19 protein-coding genes are annotated in these 17,370 nt (G+C 48.3%); 15 read left to right on the top strand and 4 right to left on the bottom strand.

Translation table 11 applies throughout. The annotated features are described in order from the left end of the window. The first annotated feature begins 229 nt into the window (after window positions 1–229). From mlaF to murA, 7 genes are read left to right on the top strand one after another with little or no spacing between them, the layout of a single operon-like run. Window positions 230–1,048 (top strand): phospholipid ABC transporter ATP-binding protein MlaF, encoded by an 819-nt coding sequence (mlaF, locus tag CBX96_RS15565; RefSeq protein ID WP_109287307.1) that lies wholly within the window; start codon window positions 230–232, stop codon window positions 1,046–1,048. Then, a complete protein-coding gene (gene mlaE, locus CBX96_RS15560; protein WP_109287306.1) occupies window positions 1,045–1,830 on the top strand; it encodes a lipid asymmetry maintenance ABC transporter permease subunit MlaE in 786 nt (261 codons plus the stop codon). The genes mlaF and mlaE overlap by 4 nt, the downstream gene beginning before the upstream one ends. Window positions 1,831–1,884: 54 nt before the next feature. Then, the gene (gene mlaD / locus CBX96_RS15555; protein WP_011621478.1) at window positions 1,885–2,358 is read left to right on the top strand and encodes an outer membrane lipid asymmetry maintenance protein MlaD; all 474 of its coding nucleotides are present in this window, start codon (window positions 1,885–1,887) and stop codon (window positions 2,356–2,358) included. A gap of 11 nt (window positions 2,359–2,369) precedes the next feature. Beyond that, window positions 2,370–3,023 carry a phospholipid-binding protein MlaC gene (locus tag CBX96_RS15550; RefSeq protein WP_109287305.1) on the top strand — a complete coding sequence of 218 codons (654 nt, stop codon included), beginning with the start codon at window positions 2,370–2,372 and terminating at the stop codon, window positions 3,021–3,023. A 5-nt stretch (window positions 3,024–3,028) separates the two neighbouring features. Then, on the top strand, window positions 3,029–3,313 hold the full coding sequence (locus tag CBX96_RS15545; RefSeq protein WP_109287304.1) for a lipid asymmetry maintenance protein MlaB: 285 nt from the start codon (window positions 3,029–3,031) through the stop codon (window positions 3,311–3,313). Between the two features lie 16 nt (window positions 3,314–3,329). Beyond that, the gene (locus CBX96_RS15540; protein ID WP_011621481.1) at window positions 3,330–3,581 is read left to right on the top strand and encodes a BolA family protein; all 252 of its coding nucleotides are present in this window, start codon (window positions 3,330–3,332) and stop codon (window positions 3,579–3,581) included. 12 nt (window positions 3,582–3,593) lie between these two features. Beyond that, window positions 3,594–4,853: a UDP-N-acetylglucosamine 1-carboxyvinyltransferase gene (gene murA / locus CBX96_RS15535; protein WP_011621482.1), complete on the top strand. Its 1,260-nt coding sequence runs from the start codon at window positions 3,594–3,596 to the stop codon at window positions 4,851–4,853. 240 nt (window positions 4,854–5,093) lie between these two features. On the opposite strand, the gene CBX96_RS15530 is transcribed toward murA, so the two are convergent. From CBX96_RS15530 to degQ, 4 genes are all read right to left on the bottom strand, one after another. Next, complete coding sequence (locus CBX96_RS15530; RefSeq protein WP_109287303.1) at window positions 5,094–5,327, bottom strand: hypothetical protein; 234 nt, start codon at window positions 5,325–5,327, stop codon at window positions 5,094–5,096. A gap of 102 nt (window positions 5,328–5,429) precedes the next feature. After that, the gene (locus tag CBX96_RS15525; RefSeq protein ID WP_146194348.1) at window positions 5,430–5,687 is read right to left on the bottom strand and encodes a hypothetical protein; all 258 of its coding nucleotides are present in this window, start codon (window positions 5,685–5,687) and stop codon (window positions 5,430–5,432) included. A 759-nt stretch (window positions 5,688–6,446) separates the two neighbouring features. Beyond that, on the bottom strand, window positions 6,447–7,529 hold the full coding sequence (degS, locus tag CBX96_RS15520; protein WP_011625166.1) for an outer membrane-stress sensor serine endopeptidase DegS: 1,083 nt from the start codon (window positions 7,527–7,529) through the stop codon (window positions 6,447–6,449). Between the two features lie 125 nt (window positions 7,530–7,654). Beyond that, window positions 7,655–9,007 carry a Do family serine endopeptidase DegQ gene (gene degQ / locus CBX96_RS15515; RefSeq protein ID WP_069454265.1) on the bottom strand — a complete coding sequence of 451 codons (1,353 nt, stop codon included), beginning with the start codon at window positions 9,005–9,007 and terminating at the stop codon, window positions 7,655–7,657. Window positions 9,008–9,462: 455 nt separating this feature from the next. Between degQ and zapE the strand changes: the two genes are divergently transcribed. The 8 genes from zapE to rlmB all read left to right on the top strand — a co-directional run bounded on the left by zapE (window position 9,463) and on the right by rlmB (window position 17,346). Beyond that, window positions 9,463–10,575 carry a cell division protein ZapE gene (gene zapE / locus CBX96_RS15510; protein WP_086901985.1) on the top strand — a complete coding sequence of 371 codons (1,113 nt, stop codon included), beginning with the start codon at window positions 9,463–9,465 and terminating at the stop codon, window positions 10,573–10,575. A 296-nt stretch (window positions 10,576–10,871) separates the two neighbouring features. Beyond that, window positions 10,872–11,300, top strand: a complete 429-nt coding sequence (gene rplM / locus CBX96_RS15505; protein WP_011073682.1) for a 50S ribosomal protein L13 — start codon at window positions 10,872–10,874, stop codon at window positions 11,298–11,300. 14 nt (window positions 11,301–11,314) lie between these two features. Further along, window positions 11,315–11,707, top strand: coding sequence for a 30S ribosomal protein S9 (gene rpsI / locus CBX96_RS15500; RefSeq protein WP_006083052.1), 393 nt, complete (start codon window positions 11,315–11,317; stop codon window positions 11,705–11,707). Between the two features lie 113 nt (window positions 11,708–11,820). Then, on the top strand, window positions 11,821–12,009 hold the full coding sequence (locus CBX96_RS15495; RefSeq protein ID WP_011715861.1) for a DUF2065 domain-containing protein: 189 nt from the start codon (window positions 11,821–11,823) through the stop codon (window positions 12,007–12,009). A gap of 66 nt (window positions 12,010–12,075) precedes the next feature. Continuing rightward, complete coding sequence (locus CBX96_RS15490; RefSeq protein ID WP_086901986.1) at window positions 12,076–13,371, top strand: adenylosuccinate synthase; 1,296 nt, start codon at window positions 12,076–12,078, stop codon at window positions 13,369–13,371. Window positions 13,372–13,479: 108 nt separating this feature from the next. Beyond that, the gene (motX, locus tag CBX96_RS15485) at window positions 13,480–14,136 is read left to right on the top strand and encodes a flagellar protein MotX (RefSeq protein WP_109287301.1); all 657 of its coding nucleotides are present in this window, start codon (window positions 13,480–13,482) and stop codon (window positions 14,134–14,136) included. A gap of 39 nt (window positions 14,137–14,175) precedes the next feature. Further along, window positions 14,176–16,605 (top strand): ribonuclease R, encoded by a 2,430-nt coding sequence (gene rnr, locus CBX96_RS15480; protein WP_011715864.1) that lies wholly within the window; start codon window positions 14,176–14,178, stop codon window positions 16,603–16,605. Continuing rightward, window positions 16,606–17,346: a 23S rRNA (guanosine(2251)-2'-O)-methyltransferase RlmB gene (gene rlmB / locus CBX96_RS15475; protein WP_086901989.1), complete on the top strand. Its 741-nt coding sequence runs from the start codon at window positions 16,606–16,608 to the stop codon at window positions 17,344–17,346. Window positions 17,347–17,370 lie beyond the last annotated feature (24 nt).

Below are 17,370 nucleotides of genomic sequence, written 5' to 3'. Positions count from 1 at the left end.
ACAATATTGTTGATTTATCAACAAGGGTGAAAACATTAAGTAACACTTTAGCTTCACAGAGCGAAAACTTAGGGCGCATTCTCGCTGGAAATGAGGCAAATTGAAAGTATCGCAGGACGATAGTGTCGATTCTGTTGTAGGTTAAAGCGCAATTACGTACAATTTGCGGCTCTTCGATTGGTCTGGGCAGGAAGCGTAGGCCACCTCTTTTCAAATATCGGAATCAAGCATGACTCAAGAACAAACGCCGTTGGTTGAGATCCGTCATTTGGGCTTCAGCCGTGGCCAGCGTGTCATATATGAAGATATTAGCCTGTCTATCCCTCGGGGCAAAGTGACCGCCATTATGGGCCCCAGTGGTATAGGTAAAACCACTTTGCTTAAGCTTATCGGTGGTCAATTAACGCCCGATAGCGGCCAAGTGTTGTTCGATGGTCAGGATGTGCACGCCGCGAGTCGTAGCCAATTATTCGAACTGCGTAAGCGCATGAGCATGTTGTTTCAAAGTGGTGCCTTATTCACCGATATCAACGTCTTCGATAACGTCGCCTTTGCGCTGCGTGAGCACTCGGGCTTACCCGAAGAGATTATCCGCTCAATCGTATTGATGAAGCTCGAAGCCGTTGGCCTGCGTGGCGCCGCGCAGATGATGCCAAGCGAGTTATCCGGTGGGATGCAGCGCCGTGCCGCCCTTGCTCGGGCGATTGCCCTTGAGCCTGAAATGGTGATGTACGATGAGCCTTTTGCCGGACAAGATCCGATTTCCATGGGCGTGCTGGTGAAGCTTATCCGCGAACTCTCCGATGCGCTGAATCTGACCTCGATTGTGGTGTCCCACGATGTGGATGAAGTGCTCGGGATTGCGGATTATGTGTATGTAGTGGCCGATAAAAGAGTGATCGCCCATGGCACGCCTGAGGAGCTAAAGCATGCGGATAATCCGCAACTTAAACAGTTTATTCAGGGCGCGCCTGATGGTCCCGTGCCTTTCCACTATCCAGCAAAGGATTATCAGCAAGAATTAATGGCTAAAGGAGTTGGCAAGTGAAGTTATTCGACAGTATTGCCGACCTCGGCCGCAGCGCTATCGAGTTAGTGCTCGGTTTTGGCCGTGCGGGCCTGATGCTCTGGGGCGCGATTGTTCGCTGGCCTCGGGTACGTAAGGGGTTTCCATTATTAGTGCGCCAAATCTATGTGGTCGGCGTACAATCTATGGTCATTATTGTGGTCTCAGGCTTGTTTATCGGCATGGTGTTGGCGCTGCAGGGCTACAACATCTTAGTCGGTTTCGGTACTGAGGAGAGCTTAGGCCCTATGGTGGCCCTGAGCTTACTGCGTGAACTCGGTCCTGTGGTCACAGCGCTATTATTTGCGGGCCGCGCCGGCTCGGCGCTGACCGCTGAAATCGGTTTGATGAAGAGTACCGAACAGTTATCCAGCTTAGAGATGATGGCGATTGACCCGCTCAGGCAAATCATTGCGCCACGTTTTTGGGCTGGGGTGATCAGCATGCCGCTGTTGGCGCTGATGTTTACCGCGGTAGGCATTTATGGCGGCCATTTAGTGGGCGTGGAATGGAAAGGTATCGATAGCGGGGCTTTCTGGTCGATTCTGCAAGCTTCGGTCGAATGGCGCCAAGACATAGTGAACTGCCTGATTAAGAGCGGCGTATTTGCCGTGGTGGTGACTTGGATTGCCTTATACCGCGGCTATCAAGTGGTGCCCAATCCTGAAGGGATCAGCCGTGCAACCACCTCAACCGTGGTGCAATCGAGCCTCGCCGTACTGGCATTGGACTTTTTACTAACAGCCCTGATGTTTGGCCGCTAACGGATTGCAGCGCCAAGGATACAGATAGAGGGATTAACAGAGTGGTAACTGAGCATGTTGACACGAAAAATTGAATTATTAGTGGGTGTGTTTCTCTTAGCGGGCTTAGCCGCCTTTTTGGTATTGGTGTTTAAAGTCGCCAACATCGAAGTCCAGACCAGCGACAGCAGTTATACCCTCACTGCCAACTTCACCAATATCGGTGGCTTGAAGGTACGCTCGCCAGTCAAGGTCGGCGGCGTAGTGGTTGGCCGCGTGAGTAAGATTGACTTAGACCCAGTCAAACTGGTGGCTGTGGTCACCATTGTGATGGATAAACGTTACGATAAATTCCCTGAAACCAGTAGCTTAGCTATTTTAACTTCAGGTTTACTCGGTGAGCAGTTCCTCGGATTAACACCGGGCTTTGTCGATGATGATGTGAGTATGCTTAAAGATGGCGACAAGATTGACGATACTCGCTCCGCATTAGTGTTAGAAGATCTGATTGGTCAGTTCTTATATAGTATGGGTTCAAAGGATAAATAGGGGTTACCGCTATGTTGAAACGCTTATCGCGCTTTTTACTGCCGTTAGTATGGATATTTACTGCAACGACCGCACTGGCGGATGATGCCACTGTTAACACTATGGACCCGTATGCCATGGTGAAATCCGTTGCCAACAAAACCTTCGACCGTTTTCATCAAGATAAAGCCTTGATCGACGCCGATGCGGATCATTTAAAGGTGATCGTGCGTGAAGAATTAATGCCTTATATCGACTATAAATACGCCTCTTATAAAGTGTTAGGCCAGTATTTAAGAGAGTCGACCGAAGATCAGCGCAATCGCTTCGTCGATGCCTTCGAAGGCTACCTGGTCTCAACCTATGCCCAAGCTTTTACCGAATACACTAACCAAAAAGTGGAGTTTTCTCCCGGTAGTGATTTCAGCAATGAGAAAATTGTCGATGTAAACGTGCAGATTATCGAAGCGGGTCGTCCGCCGATTAAGCTGTTGTTTAAAGTGCGTCGCCTCAAGGATGACTCTTGGAAGGCGTTTGACTTAGTTGCCGAAGGCGTGAGTTTGCTGTCCTCTAAGCAATCTGAAATCTCGAATCTTATCCGCCAACAGGGGATTGATCCCGTGATCAAGATGCTGGAAGAACGCACTAAAGACAAAGTGACTAAACAGCCTAAAGCAGGGAAGTAAGCGCCGTGGTTGAATTTGTGCAACAGGGTAACATTTGCCACCTAAAAGGGCGTTTATCACAGGAGCAAGTGGTCGCGCTATGGCCGCAAAGGCAAAGCCTGTTAAGCCAAGAAACCCAAATCTTGTCGCTCACTGAGCTGGAGTACAGCGATAGTGCTGGCGTGGCTTTTTTGCTGGCGTTAGTGCGCCAGCATGGCACGCCACTGCAGCTATGCTCAGCGTCGGATCAGCTAAAAAAATTAATCGATTTATATGATTTACAGTCCTTCTTCATCGAAGAAGCGAATTGAAAAGGTACCGAATTTCATGGAATGCAGCTTAATAGAACAAATTTTACGTGATGCGTTAGCACTGGATGAAGTGCACGCCAGCTCCGATGGCAGCCACTACAAAGTGATCGCCGTCGGTGAATGTTTTGACGGCATGAGCCGCGTAAAACAACAACAAGCCATTTATGCACCCCTGATGAGCTATATCGCCAGCGGTGAGTTACATGCATTAACGATTAAAACTTTCACGCCGACTCAATGGAAACGCGAGAAAATTTTCAACAGCTAGTAGTGAGGAAAAGTGGATAAATTAGCGATTCAAGCAAGCCCTCCGCTTGCTGGTGATGTGATTATTTCCGGTGCTAAAAACGCTGCGCTGCCGATTCTGATGGCAGGCGTGTTAGCCGAGACTGATTTTATTGTGTCGAATGTCCCCAATTTGCGCGATGTAAGCACCAGCTGCAAATTGCTGCGCTGCCTAGGCGCCGATGTGGATGAATTAGGCAATGGCCAAATCCGTATTTCGACCAAGAACCTCAACGAGTTCTGCGCACCTTACGATCTCGTTAAGACCATGCGTGCCTCTATTCTGATCCTTGGCCCGTTATTAGCCCGTTATGGCACCGCAGATGTGTCATTACCCGGTGGCTGCGCCATTGGTGCTCGTCCAGTAAACCTTCACTTACATGGCCTCGAAATGATGGGCGCCAAGATTGAAGTGAAAGAAGGTTATATCAAGGCCCGTGTCGATGGTCGCTTAAAGGGCGCCCATATTTTCATGGACATGGTGAGCGTGGGCGCGACCGAAAACCTATTGATGGCCGCGGCACTTGCCGATGGCGAAACCGTGATTGAAAACGCGGCCCGTGAACCAGAAGTAATTGACTTGGCTAACTGTCTGATTGCTATGGGCGCGAAGATCACCGGTGTTGGCAGTGCCACACTGCGTATTCAAGGCGTTGAGCGTCTACAGGGCTGTGAGTATCGCGTGATGCCAGACCGTATTGAAACTGGCTCCTTCCTTGTTGCTGCAGCTGTGACCCGTGGTCGTATCCGTTGCTTAAAGGCCGATCCAGCTTCGTTAGAGTCTGTTATTGCGAAACTTGAAGATGCGGGCGCCAAGATCACCACAGGTGAAGATTGGATTGAGCTCGATATGGAAGGTAAACGTCCAAAAGCGGTAAATATCAAGACGGCGCCATACCCAGGTTTTCCAACCGATATGCAAGCGCAGTTCTGCGTGCTCAACGTATTAGCTCAGGGCACGGCGACCATTACCGAAACCATCTTCGAAAACCGCTTTATGCACGTGCCAGAGCTCATCCGTATGGGCGCGAACATGGAGCTTGAAGGCAATACCTGCATCATCCAAGGCATTGAGTCTTTGAGTGGTGCGCAGGTGATGGCGACCGATTTACGTGCTTCAGCAAGTTTAGTGATCGCAGGCTTAGTTGCCGATGGTAAAACCATCGTCGATCGCATCTATCACTTAGATCGCGGTTATGAGCATATCGAGCAGAAGTTCCAAGGATTGGGCGCGCATGTAGAGCGTGTGCAATAACATTTGCTTAGGATTCGCTCCCAATAAAAAACCAGCCTAGTGCTGGTTTTTTATTGAGCGCAATTTGTTTAGGTAAAAGGGAATGGGACAGAAGCTAGCTAGAATCTAAGCTCTAATTTGTAGGTTTCGGATTAAAATTTCTGTGGAGATAACGTTGCCCGCAGCGGCGATCGTAGCGAGTCCAGCAGCCAAAGGCTGCGTGCTGCCGGACCTTGTTAAGTTACGAGTCGTAAGATGATGTTATTCTTGAAATTCCCATGGGATTTCCTTTTTAAATAGCGCAATTGCTTGCTCTACAAGCTCAAGATCGAGTTCCATTTTGTAAAGGGGTACTTCTCTGGTCTTTTTAGTGTCATCGCGAAAGACTTCCAGAAGCATGTCGTTGCCAGAATAAACCTCTATTCCGCTCCCATCCCGACCTGAGCCAACATCACTTGCCACAATGTACTTTTCGATTTTGGAATGTTCATCCATGCTCGTTACTCAACGATTTCCACATAACTATAAGCGCACGGGCGCGAACCTTGGTGAGCGTCGCAGCGGCCGAAGGCCGCAAAGTGCCACGCATTGTTATGTCTATTGGGGGGTGCAGGCTTTTTTATAAATATCGATTAAAACAAGCCCTTTAGAACCCCATTGTTTATCATAAGGTAGGTAGTACATTGCGATATACTCTTCATCCTTCCAATAATCTTTCTCGATGTGCTCAGTCGTATTATGAATAGCATCCATCAGATCATGAATCATCAGTAAATTGTCATTATTCATGCACTTGTATCTGGCAAAAACTGTAGCCTCTCTAATCACTTGTAAATGAGCACTAATATTTTTCAATCAGATTTCCCTATGTATTAAGACATAACGTCTTAGTATTTATGCGCTGCGCTGTTTGCAGGGCATAAATCGCTTGTTGGACTTGGCCGCTGCCACATCCGTGTAAATGGGGGTATAAATGATGCTATAGGAATTTTCTTTTTTGCGGTAGCAGTTTTTTATACAGTCTGATGGGTAATTACTTGATATTGTTTTAGCTTTCTCATTCTTTCACACTTATTTTTTGTTGATGAATCGCTAACTAACGACTCAAAACTCCAAGGAATACACCTCCCCCTCGGAGTTGCCGCGGGGCGAATAGACAAATTGCGTGAGTCTCGCCACGGATGGCGAGCTAGCTTTCGCAGGTGCAGGGACGCATCCTTCGGAAGCGATAGCAAATTTGTCAATGAGCACAAGGAGCTTTCAACTCCGCAGGGGCGTCTTGGAGCATCCAAGGAGGATAGGACGAGCAGTCCTCCTTGGTCGGGTGTGGGGTGAAGCCCCACGACTTTGATTTTGATTAAAGCATTCAAGCTACGAAAAGATGGGATACATAACTTCTAAGTCGAACCATCAACTTGTCTATAGGCAGAGCTTTACTTGTCCAATTCCCCTTTTGAACTGCGAAATACAATTTGGGGCAAAAGTCGGTGAAAAATGGCAATGCGAGATAAATAGCTCTGCCATTTGAGGATAAGGTAATAGTTGATTTAGGATGACTCAGAATGAGGTTTTATACATGCCTCATTCTGAGATTAACAAGGTCAGTTACTGAGCTTAATTATCGACGACGACCTTTTCATCGATAATCACCGGCAATACTTGCTCTTTGCCTTGGCGGATAACCGTCATCATGATTTTCTTGCCGGGCGTAGTTTCGGCAATTCTATCCATCAGCATTTCGACCCCAGGCACATCTTCACCATCGTATTTGATGATCACATCCCTTGGTTGTAGCTGCGCCCGTGCCGCTGGGCCATTAGGATCGACACCAGTGACTAATACCCCACGTAAATCGGGTAGGTTGAGGATTTGCGCCACCACCGGGTTAATCGGCTCGCCAGAGATCCCTAAGGCACCACGGATCACCCGACCATTTTTAATCAGTTTACCCATAATGCTGTGGGCCAGTTTAATCGGGATCGCGAAGTTAATCCCATGGCCGCCACCTTCGCCGCCCACTTGGAAGGCGGCGGTGTTGATACCAATCAGGCTACCATTAGTGTCGATTAAGGCGCCACCTGAGTTACCGGCGTTAATTGCGGCATCTGTCTGTAAAAAGTCTAAATAACCAGAACTTAAGCCGTTACGACCCGTGGCGCTGATAATGCCTTGGGTAATGGTTTGGCCTAGGTTATAAGGGTTACCAATCGCTAATACTACATCCCCAACCTGCGGTGGGCTATCGAGATTGACTGGCACTGTTGGAAGATTATCGCCTTCGATCTTAAGCACGGAAAGATCGGTTTCGGGATCAAAACCGACCACTTCCGAGGTGAATTTGCGGCCATCCTGCAGAGCCACCACAATTTCATCGGCTTTTTTAATCACATGATAATTCGTGAGAATATAGCCTTCTTTGCTCATTATCACCCCAGAGCCTAGGCCTTGGAGGGAACCAGAGTTCAGCGGACGACTCTGATCGATACTTAAGCTATAAATATTGACTACGGCAGGGGCAGCGCGGCGGACGGCCTTAGCAAAGGAGAGTTCGACTGTGTTATTACCCCGGTTTTGCAGTAACGAGCTGCCGAGATTCTTATTGTCGAAGTAGTGTGTAACTAACAAAAACATGGCCGCCATGATAAGGCCGAAGAGCACGGCTTTACCGAGATATAACAGGGTTTCTTTTATTGTCATGGCAGGCTAAGTATTGAAAAAGGTGAGTTAGATTAACATGTTTAACAAGTTAAAGCATAGGGAACCCGCGTTCCCTATGCTGATCCGCATCTGATAATGGGATAAAGATCAGAGCGGTGTACCGATTAACGCAGCACTAAGTATAACAAGCTCTTACCACGGAGGATCTTCAGGGCGACAGCGCCTTCTTGATCTTTGAGCTGCTCCTTGAGTGATTTCAGATCTTTCACCGCCGAACGGTTAATGCCGACAATCACATCGCCTTTTTGTAAGCCGCTCATTGCCGCAGGCGAGCCTTGGGCTATTTCGGTGATTTCCACCCCTTTAGAAGCGTTTTCTAACGAGGCACCTTGGAGCATTGGGTGCACTGCGCCAGCAGCTTTTTCAGTGGTTTGGCTTGCTTCACCTAAGGTGACATTCACGGTTTTCTTATCGCCATCGCGGATAAGTCCCAGTTCAACCTTGGCTCCCGCGCCCATAGTCGCGACTTTCGCCCGCAGTTCTTGGAACGACTTAATTGCTCGTCCATCCACGCTGACAATAATATCGCCCGCTTTAATACCTGCTTTTTCGGCAGCACTGCCCGCAGTGACTTCATTCACAAAGCCCCCGTGCTGAGTGTCTAACCCAAAGCCTTGGGCAAGTTGGCTATCTAAATCACGGCCTGAAATCCCCAGCACGCCACGGCGAACTTCACCGTGTTCGGCAATTTGAGCCACGAGGTTTTTCACCATGTTGGCGGGAATCGCAAAACCGATACCCACGTTACCACCGTTTGGTGCGACGATAGCCGTGTTAATACCAATCAGCTCACCTTTAAGGTTAACCAGCGCGCCGCCCGAGTTACCGCTGTTAATCGCCGCATCGGTTTGGATAAAGTTTTCAAGCATTTCAATGCCTAAACCGCTACGGCCTAGGGCGCTGACGATCCCTGAGGTGACGGTTTGACCTAAACCAAAGGGGTTACCTATGGCGACGGCAAAGTCACCCACACGCAGTTCATCAGAATCTGAGGTTTTGATCGCGACTAGATTTTTCGCTTCAATTTGCAGCAAGGCAATGTCGGACTCTGAGTCGGTACCAATCAGCTTGGCTTTGACTTCGCGACCATCGTGCAGACCGACTTGGATATCATCGGCACCGTCGATCACATGGTTGTTGGTGACAATATAGCCTTTATCTGCGTCGATAATCACACCTGAGCCTAAGCCTCTAAAAGGACGCTCTTGCACTTGTTCCTGTGGTGCATTGGGGCCGAAGAAATAACGGAACACATCGGGTACACGTTGTTTAGAGACGTGCGTGCCAGATACCGCCACGGAAACCACGGCGGGCGTCGTGCGCTCTAACATAGGCGCAAGACTTGGAATGGATTGACCCTCAACAGATTGCGGAATAGCGGCCTGTGAGACAGCGGGCATCATTGTCAGAGTTGCGGCTAACATTGCGGCTGAAAGTACAGATAGTTTCGTTTTCATCTATTCATAACTCCAAATAAGGGATCAAGGATCTGGATGTAATGCGTCGTGAGTTGTGTCCGCACCAGATCGAATCTGTATCGGTACCGGCTATTTGCCTAGGTAACCATTCGGACACGCACCTCATTGAAAAAGTTCATCAATATTAACAAAGGTTAATATCTTAACGGTTATTTTATCAGCATTTTATGGGCTGTAACTTAAGTGAAACCTGTGGGCTTTTAAGGCCTTTTTCAAGTCTTAAAATGTTTCAATCGTCGCGTGAAATAAGTTAACAGCATAGCGCTTTCTAAATAAGTTTTTATCCTTTCGTGCCCAATTTGGCTTTTCCGTCGTCGAGTGTCTAAAAATGGAATCCAGCATCCTTAGCTTGTTGGGGGATAAATATATGCCCTGTGTGGGAGGCCGTGGTAATATCGACGCAGTTTTTCCAAAGGATAAAAGAGAATTATAACGTGCCCCAGTTAAGCCCTTGGCAGCATTACCAAAAAGATCTTACTCGTGATGGTTTTTCCCATGATCCCGCTCAGGAAATGGCCGTAAAGGCGCTGCAACGCGTCTACGAAGATTTAACCGCTGCCGAAGCGCCAAGCTCACTATTAGGCAAGTTATTGACCTCCTTCGGCCTTAAGTCTGCACCTGTCGCGCCTAAGGGGTTGTATCTGTGGGGCGGTGTTGGTCGCGGCAAAACCTATCTGATGGACACCTTTTTTGATGCGCTGCCAGGTAATCAAAAATTAAGGGCACACTTTCACCGTTTTATGCATCAACTGCATTTGGATCTGGATGCGCTTAAAGGCACCCGCGATCCTTTATTAGTGATTGCCAAACAAATGGCCGCGAAATACCGAGTCATTTGTTTTGATGAATTTTTTGTTTCTGATATCACTGATGCCATGCTACTTGGCACCTTATTCCAAGCCCTCTTTAAAGAAGGCGTGGTCTTAGTGGCGACTTCAAACATCATTCCCGATGATTTGTATAAAAACGGATTGCAACGGGCACGATTCCTTCCTGCGATCGCCTTGATCAATCAACATTGTGAAGTGCTCAATGTGGATTCGGGCATCGACTATCGTCTGCGCACTCTGGAGCAGGCCGAGATTTATCACCATCCACTCGATGAAGAGGCCGATACTAACTTGCTGCGTTATTTCCGTCAGTTAGCTCCCGAGGCCGAAGTATCAACCGACGCGATTGAGATTGAAGGACGCGCAATCAGCATACGTCAACAGGCGCAAGGCGTGCTGCTCGCTGATTTCAGAGCCTTATGTGATGGTCCCCGTAGTCAGCGGGATTATATGGAGCTGGCGCGGATTTATCATACCGTGTTGGTGAGTGGCATCGAACAAATGGGCGCGTTTTTAACGGGGGATGATATCGCCAGACGTTTCTTAGCTATGGTGGATGAGTTTTACGAGCGCAACGTTAAGTTGATTGTTTCCGCGCAGGTGCCGCTGGAAGAGATTTATGCAGATGGCTTATTGAGTTTTGAATTTAGACGCTGCCGCTCTCGCTTAATCGAAATGCAATCCCACGATTACTTAAAATCAGAACATTTACCATAAGTTAGCGAGTGAGTTTTATCGGAGGTTAGCGCGTTTTTTGCGCAAACCTCCTGTGCCCCATCCATCCCAGTGAAAATCGGCCTCACCGATCGATTTTTTATGATTTTTGTCAAAATATCAGGTGATTTTTAGCTCACGTTTGTCTATAATCCGCCACCTGCCCACGTTACTCCACCAAACTAGGTGGAAGTTGTACGCCGAGTTAAGTACTCGAAGGGGTACTGAAAGGCAATTTTGTGTTGTTTACCATTGTAGGCAACATGTGAGACAGAAATTAACTTTGGGTTTTTGTAATAATGAAGACTTTTACTGCTACACCAGAAACTGTAACTCGTGACTGGTTCGTCGTTGATGCTGACGGCAAAACTTTAGGTCGTATCGCTACCGAAATCGCTCTGCGTTTACGCGGTAAGCACAAGCCAGAATACACTCCTCACGTTGACACTGGTGATTACATCATCGTTATCAACGCTGAGAAAGTTACTGTTACTGGTAACAAAGCGCAAGGCAAGACGTACTACTCGCACTCAGGCTTCCCTGGTGGCATCAAGCAAATCAGCTTTGAAAAGCTGCAAGCTCACAAGCCAGAAATGATCATCGAGAAAGCAGTTAAGGGTATGTTACCAAAAGGTCCTCTGGGCCGTGCCATGTTCCGTAAACTGAAAGTTTACGCTGGCGCAGAACATAACCACGCTGCACAACAACCTCAAGTTCTTGATATCTAAACGGGATTAAGCAAATGGCTGCAACTCAGTACTACGGCACTGGCCGTCGCAAAACCTCTACAGCACGCGTATTCGCTAAAGCTGGTAGTGGCAACATCGTTGTAAATCAACGTCCTTTGGACCAATACTTTGGTCGTGAAACTGCTCGTATGGTTGTTCGTCAACCATTAGAACTAGTTGAAATGACTGACAAGCTGGACATCTATGTAACTGTTAAGGGCGGTGGTATCACTGGCCAAGCAGGTGCAATCCGTCACGGTATCACTCGTGCTCTGATGCAATTAGATGAAGCTCTGCGTCCATCATTACGTTCTGCTGGTTTCGTAACCCGTGACGCTCGTAAAGTTGAGCGTAAGAAAGTGGGTCTACGTAAAGCACGTCGTAAGCCACAATTCTCTAAGCGTTAATACGTTTTGGAATCTCAAAAAACCCAGCTTATGCTGGGTTTTTTATTGCCTAAAATTGGCTATGCTCGCGTTAATGAAAGTGTTTTTTGCTGGCTGTTCGAAGAGAGGGGAAGATGAGCTTACAGTTATTTATGCTGGCCGTGGCCTTGGTGCTGATTTTAGAGGGCGTGGGGCCTTTGTTATTTCCCAATAAATGGCGCCGATATTTAAACGAACTTTCCCATCAAAATCAGCAAGTTTTACGCCGAATTGGCGGTTCTTTAGTCACCGCAGGGCTTGTCATTTTGATTATTTTTTCATAAATGCCTTACCACTTGCGGTTTAAAATCTGTTAGAATCCATTTTTAACCACAACCTTGCAGCAAACAATGGGCAAAAACGTAGTTGTTCTCGGCACCCAATGGGGTGACGAAGGAAAAGGTAAGATTGTCGACCTTCTAACAGAACAGGCAAAATATGTAGTTCGCTACCAAGGCGGTCACAACGCGGGTCACACTCTTGTGATCAATGGCGATAAAACCGTACTTCATCTGATCCCATCAGGCATCCTACGCGACAATGTGAAATGCATTATCGGTAACGGTGTGGTGCTTGCACCTGACGCCCTGATGAAAGAGATCAAAATGCTCAAAGAGCGCGGCATTCCAGTTGAGGAACGTCTGCTGATCTCTGAAGCATGTCCGCTGATCCTACCATTCCACTGTGCCTTAGACATCGCTCGCGAAAAAGCGCGCGGTAACAAAGCTATTGGTACTACGGGTCGTGGTATTGGTCCTGCGTATGAAGACAAGATTTCCCGTCGCGGTCTGCGTGTTGGCGATCTGTTCAATGCTGAACTATTTGCTGAAAAGCTGAAAGAAGTTATGGCATATCATAACTTTATGCTGACAGAGTACTACAAAGTTGACGCCGTAGATTACGAGCAAACACTGAGCGACGCGTTGGCCTTAGCTGACTACCTGAAGAGCATGTGTGTTGACGTAACCGAACTATTGGATAACGCGCGTAAAGCGGGTGAACCGATTCTGTTCGAAGGTGCACAAGGTACACTGTTAGACATCGACCACGGTACTTATCCGTTTGTGACTTCGTCAAACACTACCGCAGGTGGTGTGGCGACAGGCAGCGGTTTTGGTCCACGTCATTTAGACTATGTTTTAGGTATCATGAAGGCATATACCACTCGCGTGGGTGCTGGTCCTTTCCCAACTGAACTCTTATGTGAAGTGGGTGATCATTTAGGGACTAAAGGCCATGAATTTGGTGCAACTACCGGTCGTAAGCGTCGTCCAGGTTGGTTAGATGCAGTGGCCATGCGCCGTGCAGTACAAATCAACAGTGTAAGCGGCTTCTGCTTAACTAAGTTAGACGTACTCGATGGCCTGAAAGAAGTGAAGATCTGTGTGGGCTACCAACATCCAGATGGCACTATCTCTAAGGTTACGCCATTAGCGGCTGAAGGTTATGAGCAGGTCACACCTGTTTATGAAACTATGCCAGGCTGGAGCGAGTCAACTTTCGGTGCGACCTCTTTAGAGCAGTTACCGCAAGCAGCTATCAACTACATCAAGCGTATTGAAGAGTTGTTAGAAACGCCGATCGACATCATTTCTACCGGTCCAGACCGTAATGAAACGATGATTTTAGTTAGCCCATTTAACTAAAATCGTAGAGGCCGTGTTACACGGCCTTTTCTTCCTTTGTTGTTCCTTCCTGTTTGTTTTCTGTGGTTAGAAATTCGGCTTGAGCTCAAGAAATAGGTTATACTGCCGATGCAAGTATTCACCCTATTGTCATTGAGAGTCGTTATGCTACGTACTGCATTAGTTGCGCTGCTGCCCTTAGTATCTTCAATGTGCTTTGCTGAAACACAGGCGGTGGATATTTATTCTCAAGATCAATTACTTGAAATGATCCGCGGCGAGAAATATCTGGCAAGAGTTAAGCAAGATGACTGTCAGTTAGTGCAAGATATCGAAGCGCGTGCAGAAGTCTTAAAGCAGCCCTTATATCAGTTTTTGTGGGGGGAAATGCTCAATCACGGAACCTGCGTAAAAGCCAATGCGGTCAAAGGGATGGGATTATTGCAAGAGGCGGCCGAGCAGGGCAGCCCCGAAGCCATGGTGAAACTTGCCGAATATTATCAAAATGGTAAGTTTGTTATTCGTAATAAAGACCGTGCGGTCAATTATTTATTGCCAGCGGCGGCGAGCGGCAGTTTAGCCGCGCGGATGATGCTGGTTCGTTTATACGGTGAAGGTTATGGTAGTCCAAGGGACTATGAAATGGCCTATAACTGGTTATACAACAATGTATTTACCGATGAGGCGACCAAGAAAAAAGCCTTGTCATTACTGCAGGTGTTAGCCGCTAAAATGCCCGCCAGTGCAGTGGCGCGGGCCCAGCAAGGGCACTTGCGAACCCGTTGAGATGTCTCTACTGATTGAGACAGAAATATTGGATATTGAATGATCAAAGACCCTCATTTCGAGCGTGAACAGGATAAGTACGAAAACCCTATCCCAAGTCGTGAGTATATTATCGAGTACTTACGTTCTCAAAAATCACCTATTACCCGTGACAGCATCGCTGTTGCACTGCAGATCCACGATGAAGAACAGTTAGAAGCCCTGCGTCGCCGTTTACGGGCGATGGAGCGCGACGGTGAACTGGTATTTACCCGCGGTCAAAGCTACGGCTTACCTGAAAAAATGGATCTGATTTCCGGCACAGTTCTTGGGCATAGAGAAGGCTACGGCTTCTTTAAACCTGACGAAGGTGGCGACGATTTATTTATCTCAAATCGCGACATGCTGATGTATTTCCATGGCGATAAAGTACTGGCACAAAAAGCCGGCATGGATCGTAAAGGCCGTCGCGAGGCCCGTATCGTTCGCTTGATCCAACCTCGCAGTGCCGCCATTGTGGGGCGATTCCATGTCGACAGTGGCATGGCATTTGTGATTGCCGATGATAAGCGCATTACCCAAGAAATCTTAATCGCCACCGAAGATCGCAATGGCGCACGTCAAGGCGATGTGGTCGTGGTTGAACTGACCCGTCGTCCGGGTCGATTCGTTAAAGCTGCCGGTAAAGTCACTGAGGTGCTCGGCAAGCAAATGGCGCCGGGGATGGAAATCGAAATTGCCTTGCGTAATTACGATTTACCCCACACTTGGTCGGCGGTGATTGAGAAAAAGCTGCGCCGGATCCCAGATGAAGTGACCGAAGCCGATAAAGTTGGCCGCGTCGATCTGCGAGATCTGCCCTTAGTTACCATCGATGGCGAAGATGCCCGCGACTTTGACGATGCGGTATATGCTGAAGTCAAACCTAGTGGCGGATGGCGTCTGTGGGTGGCGATTGCGGATGTGAGCTACTACGTGCGTACCGATTCGGCCTTAGATACCGAAGCCCGTGCCCGTGGTAACTCTGTGTACTTCCCGTCGCAAGTGATCCCTATGCTGCCGGAGAAGATCTCTAACGGCCTGTGCTCGCTCAATCCCCATGTCGACCGCTTGTGTATGGTCGCGGAGATGACGATTTCGGCTCGCGGTAAGCTGTCGGGTTATAAGTTTTATCCCGCAGTGATGCATTCACATGCGCGTTTCACTTACACCCAAGTGGCCGCCATGCTCGAAGGCGGACCGATTGCGCCTGAGCATGAAGCGCTATTCCCGCACCTGCAATGTTTGCAGTCGCTCTATTTAGCGCTTGATGAACAGCGTGCCGAGCGTGGGGCGATTGCCTTTGAGACCCTAGAAACGCAATTTATTTTTAACGACCAGCGCAAGATCGATAAGATTGTGCCAAGAGCGCGTAATCAAGCTCATAAAATCATTGAAGAATGTATGATTTTGGCCAACGTATCGGCCGCTAAGTTTGTGAAAAAGCACAAAGGTGAAATCCTCTATCGCGTGCATGAGTCGCCTTCTGAGCAGAAGCTGGCAAACTTTAAAGAGTTTCTGGCCGAACGTGGTTTAAGCATGGGCGGCGGTCTCGAGCCAACGCCTGCGGATTACCAGAATGTGATGCTGCAAATCGCCGATAGGCCCGATGCCGAGCTTATCCAAGTGATGTTACTGCGCTCAATGCGCCAAGCTATCTATACACCTGATAACGAAGGCCACTTTGGTTTAGCACTCGAAGAATATGCGCACTTCACTTCGCCAATTCGTCGTTATCCTGACTTAGTGCTTCACCGCGTGATCCGCTATTTATTGGCGAAGGAAAAAGGTGAAGCCAATGAGAAGTGGACATCCGATGGTGGCTACCATTATCAACTCGATGAGTTAGACCTTTTAGGCGAAGAATGTTCGAACACCGAGCGCCGTGCCGATGAAGCGACCCGTGATGTAAGCGACTGGTTGAAATGTGAATTTATGCAGGACCATGTAGGTGACACCTTCGAGGCGGTGATTGCCTCTGTCACTAACTTTGGTTTATTCGTTCGCTTAAATGACTTATTTATTGATGGCTTAGTGCATATTTCTAGCCTAGGCAGCGATTATTATCAGTTCGATCCTATGCGTCAGCGTTTGATTGGTGAGCATACAGGTCAAATCTATCAAGTGGGTGATCCCGTCACGGTAAAAGTGGCTGCGGTAAACTTGGATGATAGACAGATTGACTTAGTCATGCTTGGCGACAGCGGAAAAGGCGGTCGCCGTAAGTCTGCGCCGAGCCGAGAAAAACCGATGACAGCGCGTGAGCGGGTAAACCGTGAAGGCGCCAAAATGGCTAAGGCAGCTAAATCGACAGGCGCGAAATCGAAAGCCGGTTCAGATAAAGCTGGGGCGAGTAAGTCCAAGTCTAAAGCAGGCGCTAAGCCTAAGAAAAGCGTAAAAAATTCGGCGAAAAAGCCAAAGGCCGCGAAGCGGAGCACGAGAAAGAAGTAAATGAAGAAACAAGATATTATTTTTGGGATCCACGCGGTTGAAGCGCTGTTAAAACACAGCCCAGAGCGCATTATTGAACTTTGGCTGCTGCAGGGCCGTGAAGATGAGCGTTTAACGCCGCTGATCCGCCAGGCTAAAGCCTTTGGCACTAGCATCCAAGTGACCTCACGCAAAGTGTTGGACGATAAAGCCGAAAGTGCTCAGCACCAAGGTATTGTTGCCCGTGTTAAGGCAGCTAAAATCCTTGGTGAGCATGACTTAGATGAGTTGTTAGCTAAGACCGACTTACCGTTCTTTTTGATTTTAGATGGTGTAACCGATCCGCATAACCTAGGTGCTTGCTTACGTAACGCCGATGCTGCGGGTGTGCAGGGCATTATTGTACCTAAGGACAATTCCGTAGGCTTAACCGCTGTGGTGAGTAAAGTAGCCTGCGGCGCTGCCGAAACTGTGCCCTTATTCCAAGTGACTAATCTTGCGCGTACCATGCGTCATTTGCAGGAAAAGGGCGTGTGGATTGTCGGCACGGCGGGCGAAGCGGATTGCGAGCTATATCAAGCCGATCTTAAAGGGCCACTGGCGATTGCGATGGGCGCCGAAGGCAAAGGCTTACGCCGCCTAAGTCGTGAATGTTGCGATACCTTGGTCTCGATTCCGATGGCGGGGAGCGTTTCTAGCTTAAACGTATCGGTCGCAACGGGCATCTGCCTATTCGAAGCCGTGCGTCAACGCCGTAGCTAATCGATAGCTTTCCATAAAAAAGAC

The sequence above is a fragment of the Shewanella sp. BC20 genome (assembly GCF_003129585.1).
Lineage (GTDB): Bacteria > Pseudomonadota > Gammaproteobacteria > Enterobacterales > Shewanellaceae > Shewanella > Shewanella seohaensis.
This window is presented reverse-complemented; position numbering and strand designations above follow the sequence as displayed.

Excerpts from the sequence above, each read along its gene's own strand:
- mlaF (WP_109287307.1), top strand. The coding sequence starts at position 230 with ATGACTCAAGAACAAACGCCGTTGGTTGAGATCCGTCATTTGGGCTTC.
- mlaD (WP_011621478.1), top strand. The coding sequence starts at position 1,885 with ATGTTGACACGAAAAATTGAATTATTAGTGGGTGTGTTTCTCTTAGCG.
- CBX96_RS15550 (WP_109287305.1), top strand. The coding sequence starts at position 2,370 with ATGTTGAAACGCTTATCGCGCTTTTTACTGCCGTTAGTATGGATATTT.
- CBX96_RS15540 (WP_011621481.1), top strand. The coding sequence starts at position 3,330 with ATGGAATGCAGCTTAATAGAACAAATTTTACGTGATGCGTTAGCACTG.
- CBX96_RS15530 (WP_109287303.1), bottom strand. The coding sequence starts at position 5,327 with ATGGATGAACATTCCAAAATCGAAAAGTACATTGTGGCAAGTGATGTT.
- degS (WP_011625166.1), bottom strand. The coding sequence starts at position 7,529 with ATGACAATAAAAGAAACCCTGTTATATCTCGGTAAAGCCGTGCTCTTC.
- degQ (WP_069454265.1), bottom strand. The coding sequence starts at position 9,007 with ATGAAAACGAAACTATCTGTACTTTCAGCCGCAATGTTAGCCGCAACT.
- rplM (WP_011073682.1), top strand. The coding sequence starts at position 10,872 with ATGAAGACTTTTACTGCTACACCAGAAACTGTAACTCGTGACTGGTTC.
- rpsI (WP_006083052.1), top strand. The coding sequence starts at position 11,315 with ATGGCTGCAACTCAGTACTACGGCACTGGCCGTCGCAAAACCTCTACA.
- CBX96_RS15495 (WP_011715861.1), top strand. The coding sequence starts at position 11,821 with ATGAGCTTACAGTTATTTATGCTGGCCGTGGCCTTGGTGCTGATTTTA.
- CBX96_RS15490 (WP_086901986.1), top strand. The coding sequence starts at position 12,076 with ATGGGCAAAAACGTAGTTGTTCTCGGCACCCAATGGGGTGACGAAGGA.
- motX (WP_109287301.1), top strand. The coding sequence starts at position 13,480 with ATGCAAGTATTCACCCTATTGTCATTGAGAGTCGTTATGCTACGTACT.
- rnr (WP_011715864.1), top strand. The coding sequence starts at position 14,176 with ATGATCAAAGACCCTCATTTCGAGCGTGAACAGGATAAGTACGAAAAC.
- rlmB (WP_086901989.1), top strand. The coding sequence starts at position 16,606 with ATGAAGAAACAAGATATTATTTTTGGGATCCACGCGGTTGAAGCGCTG.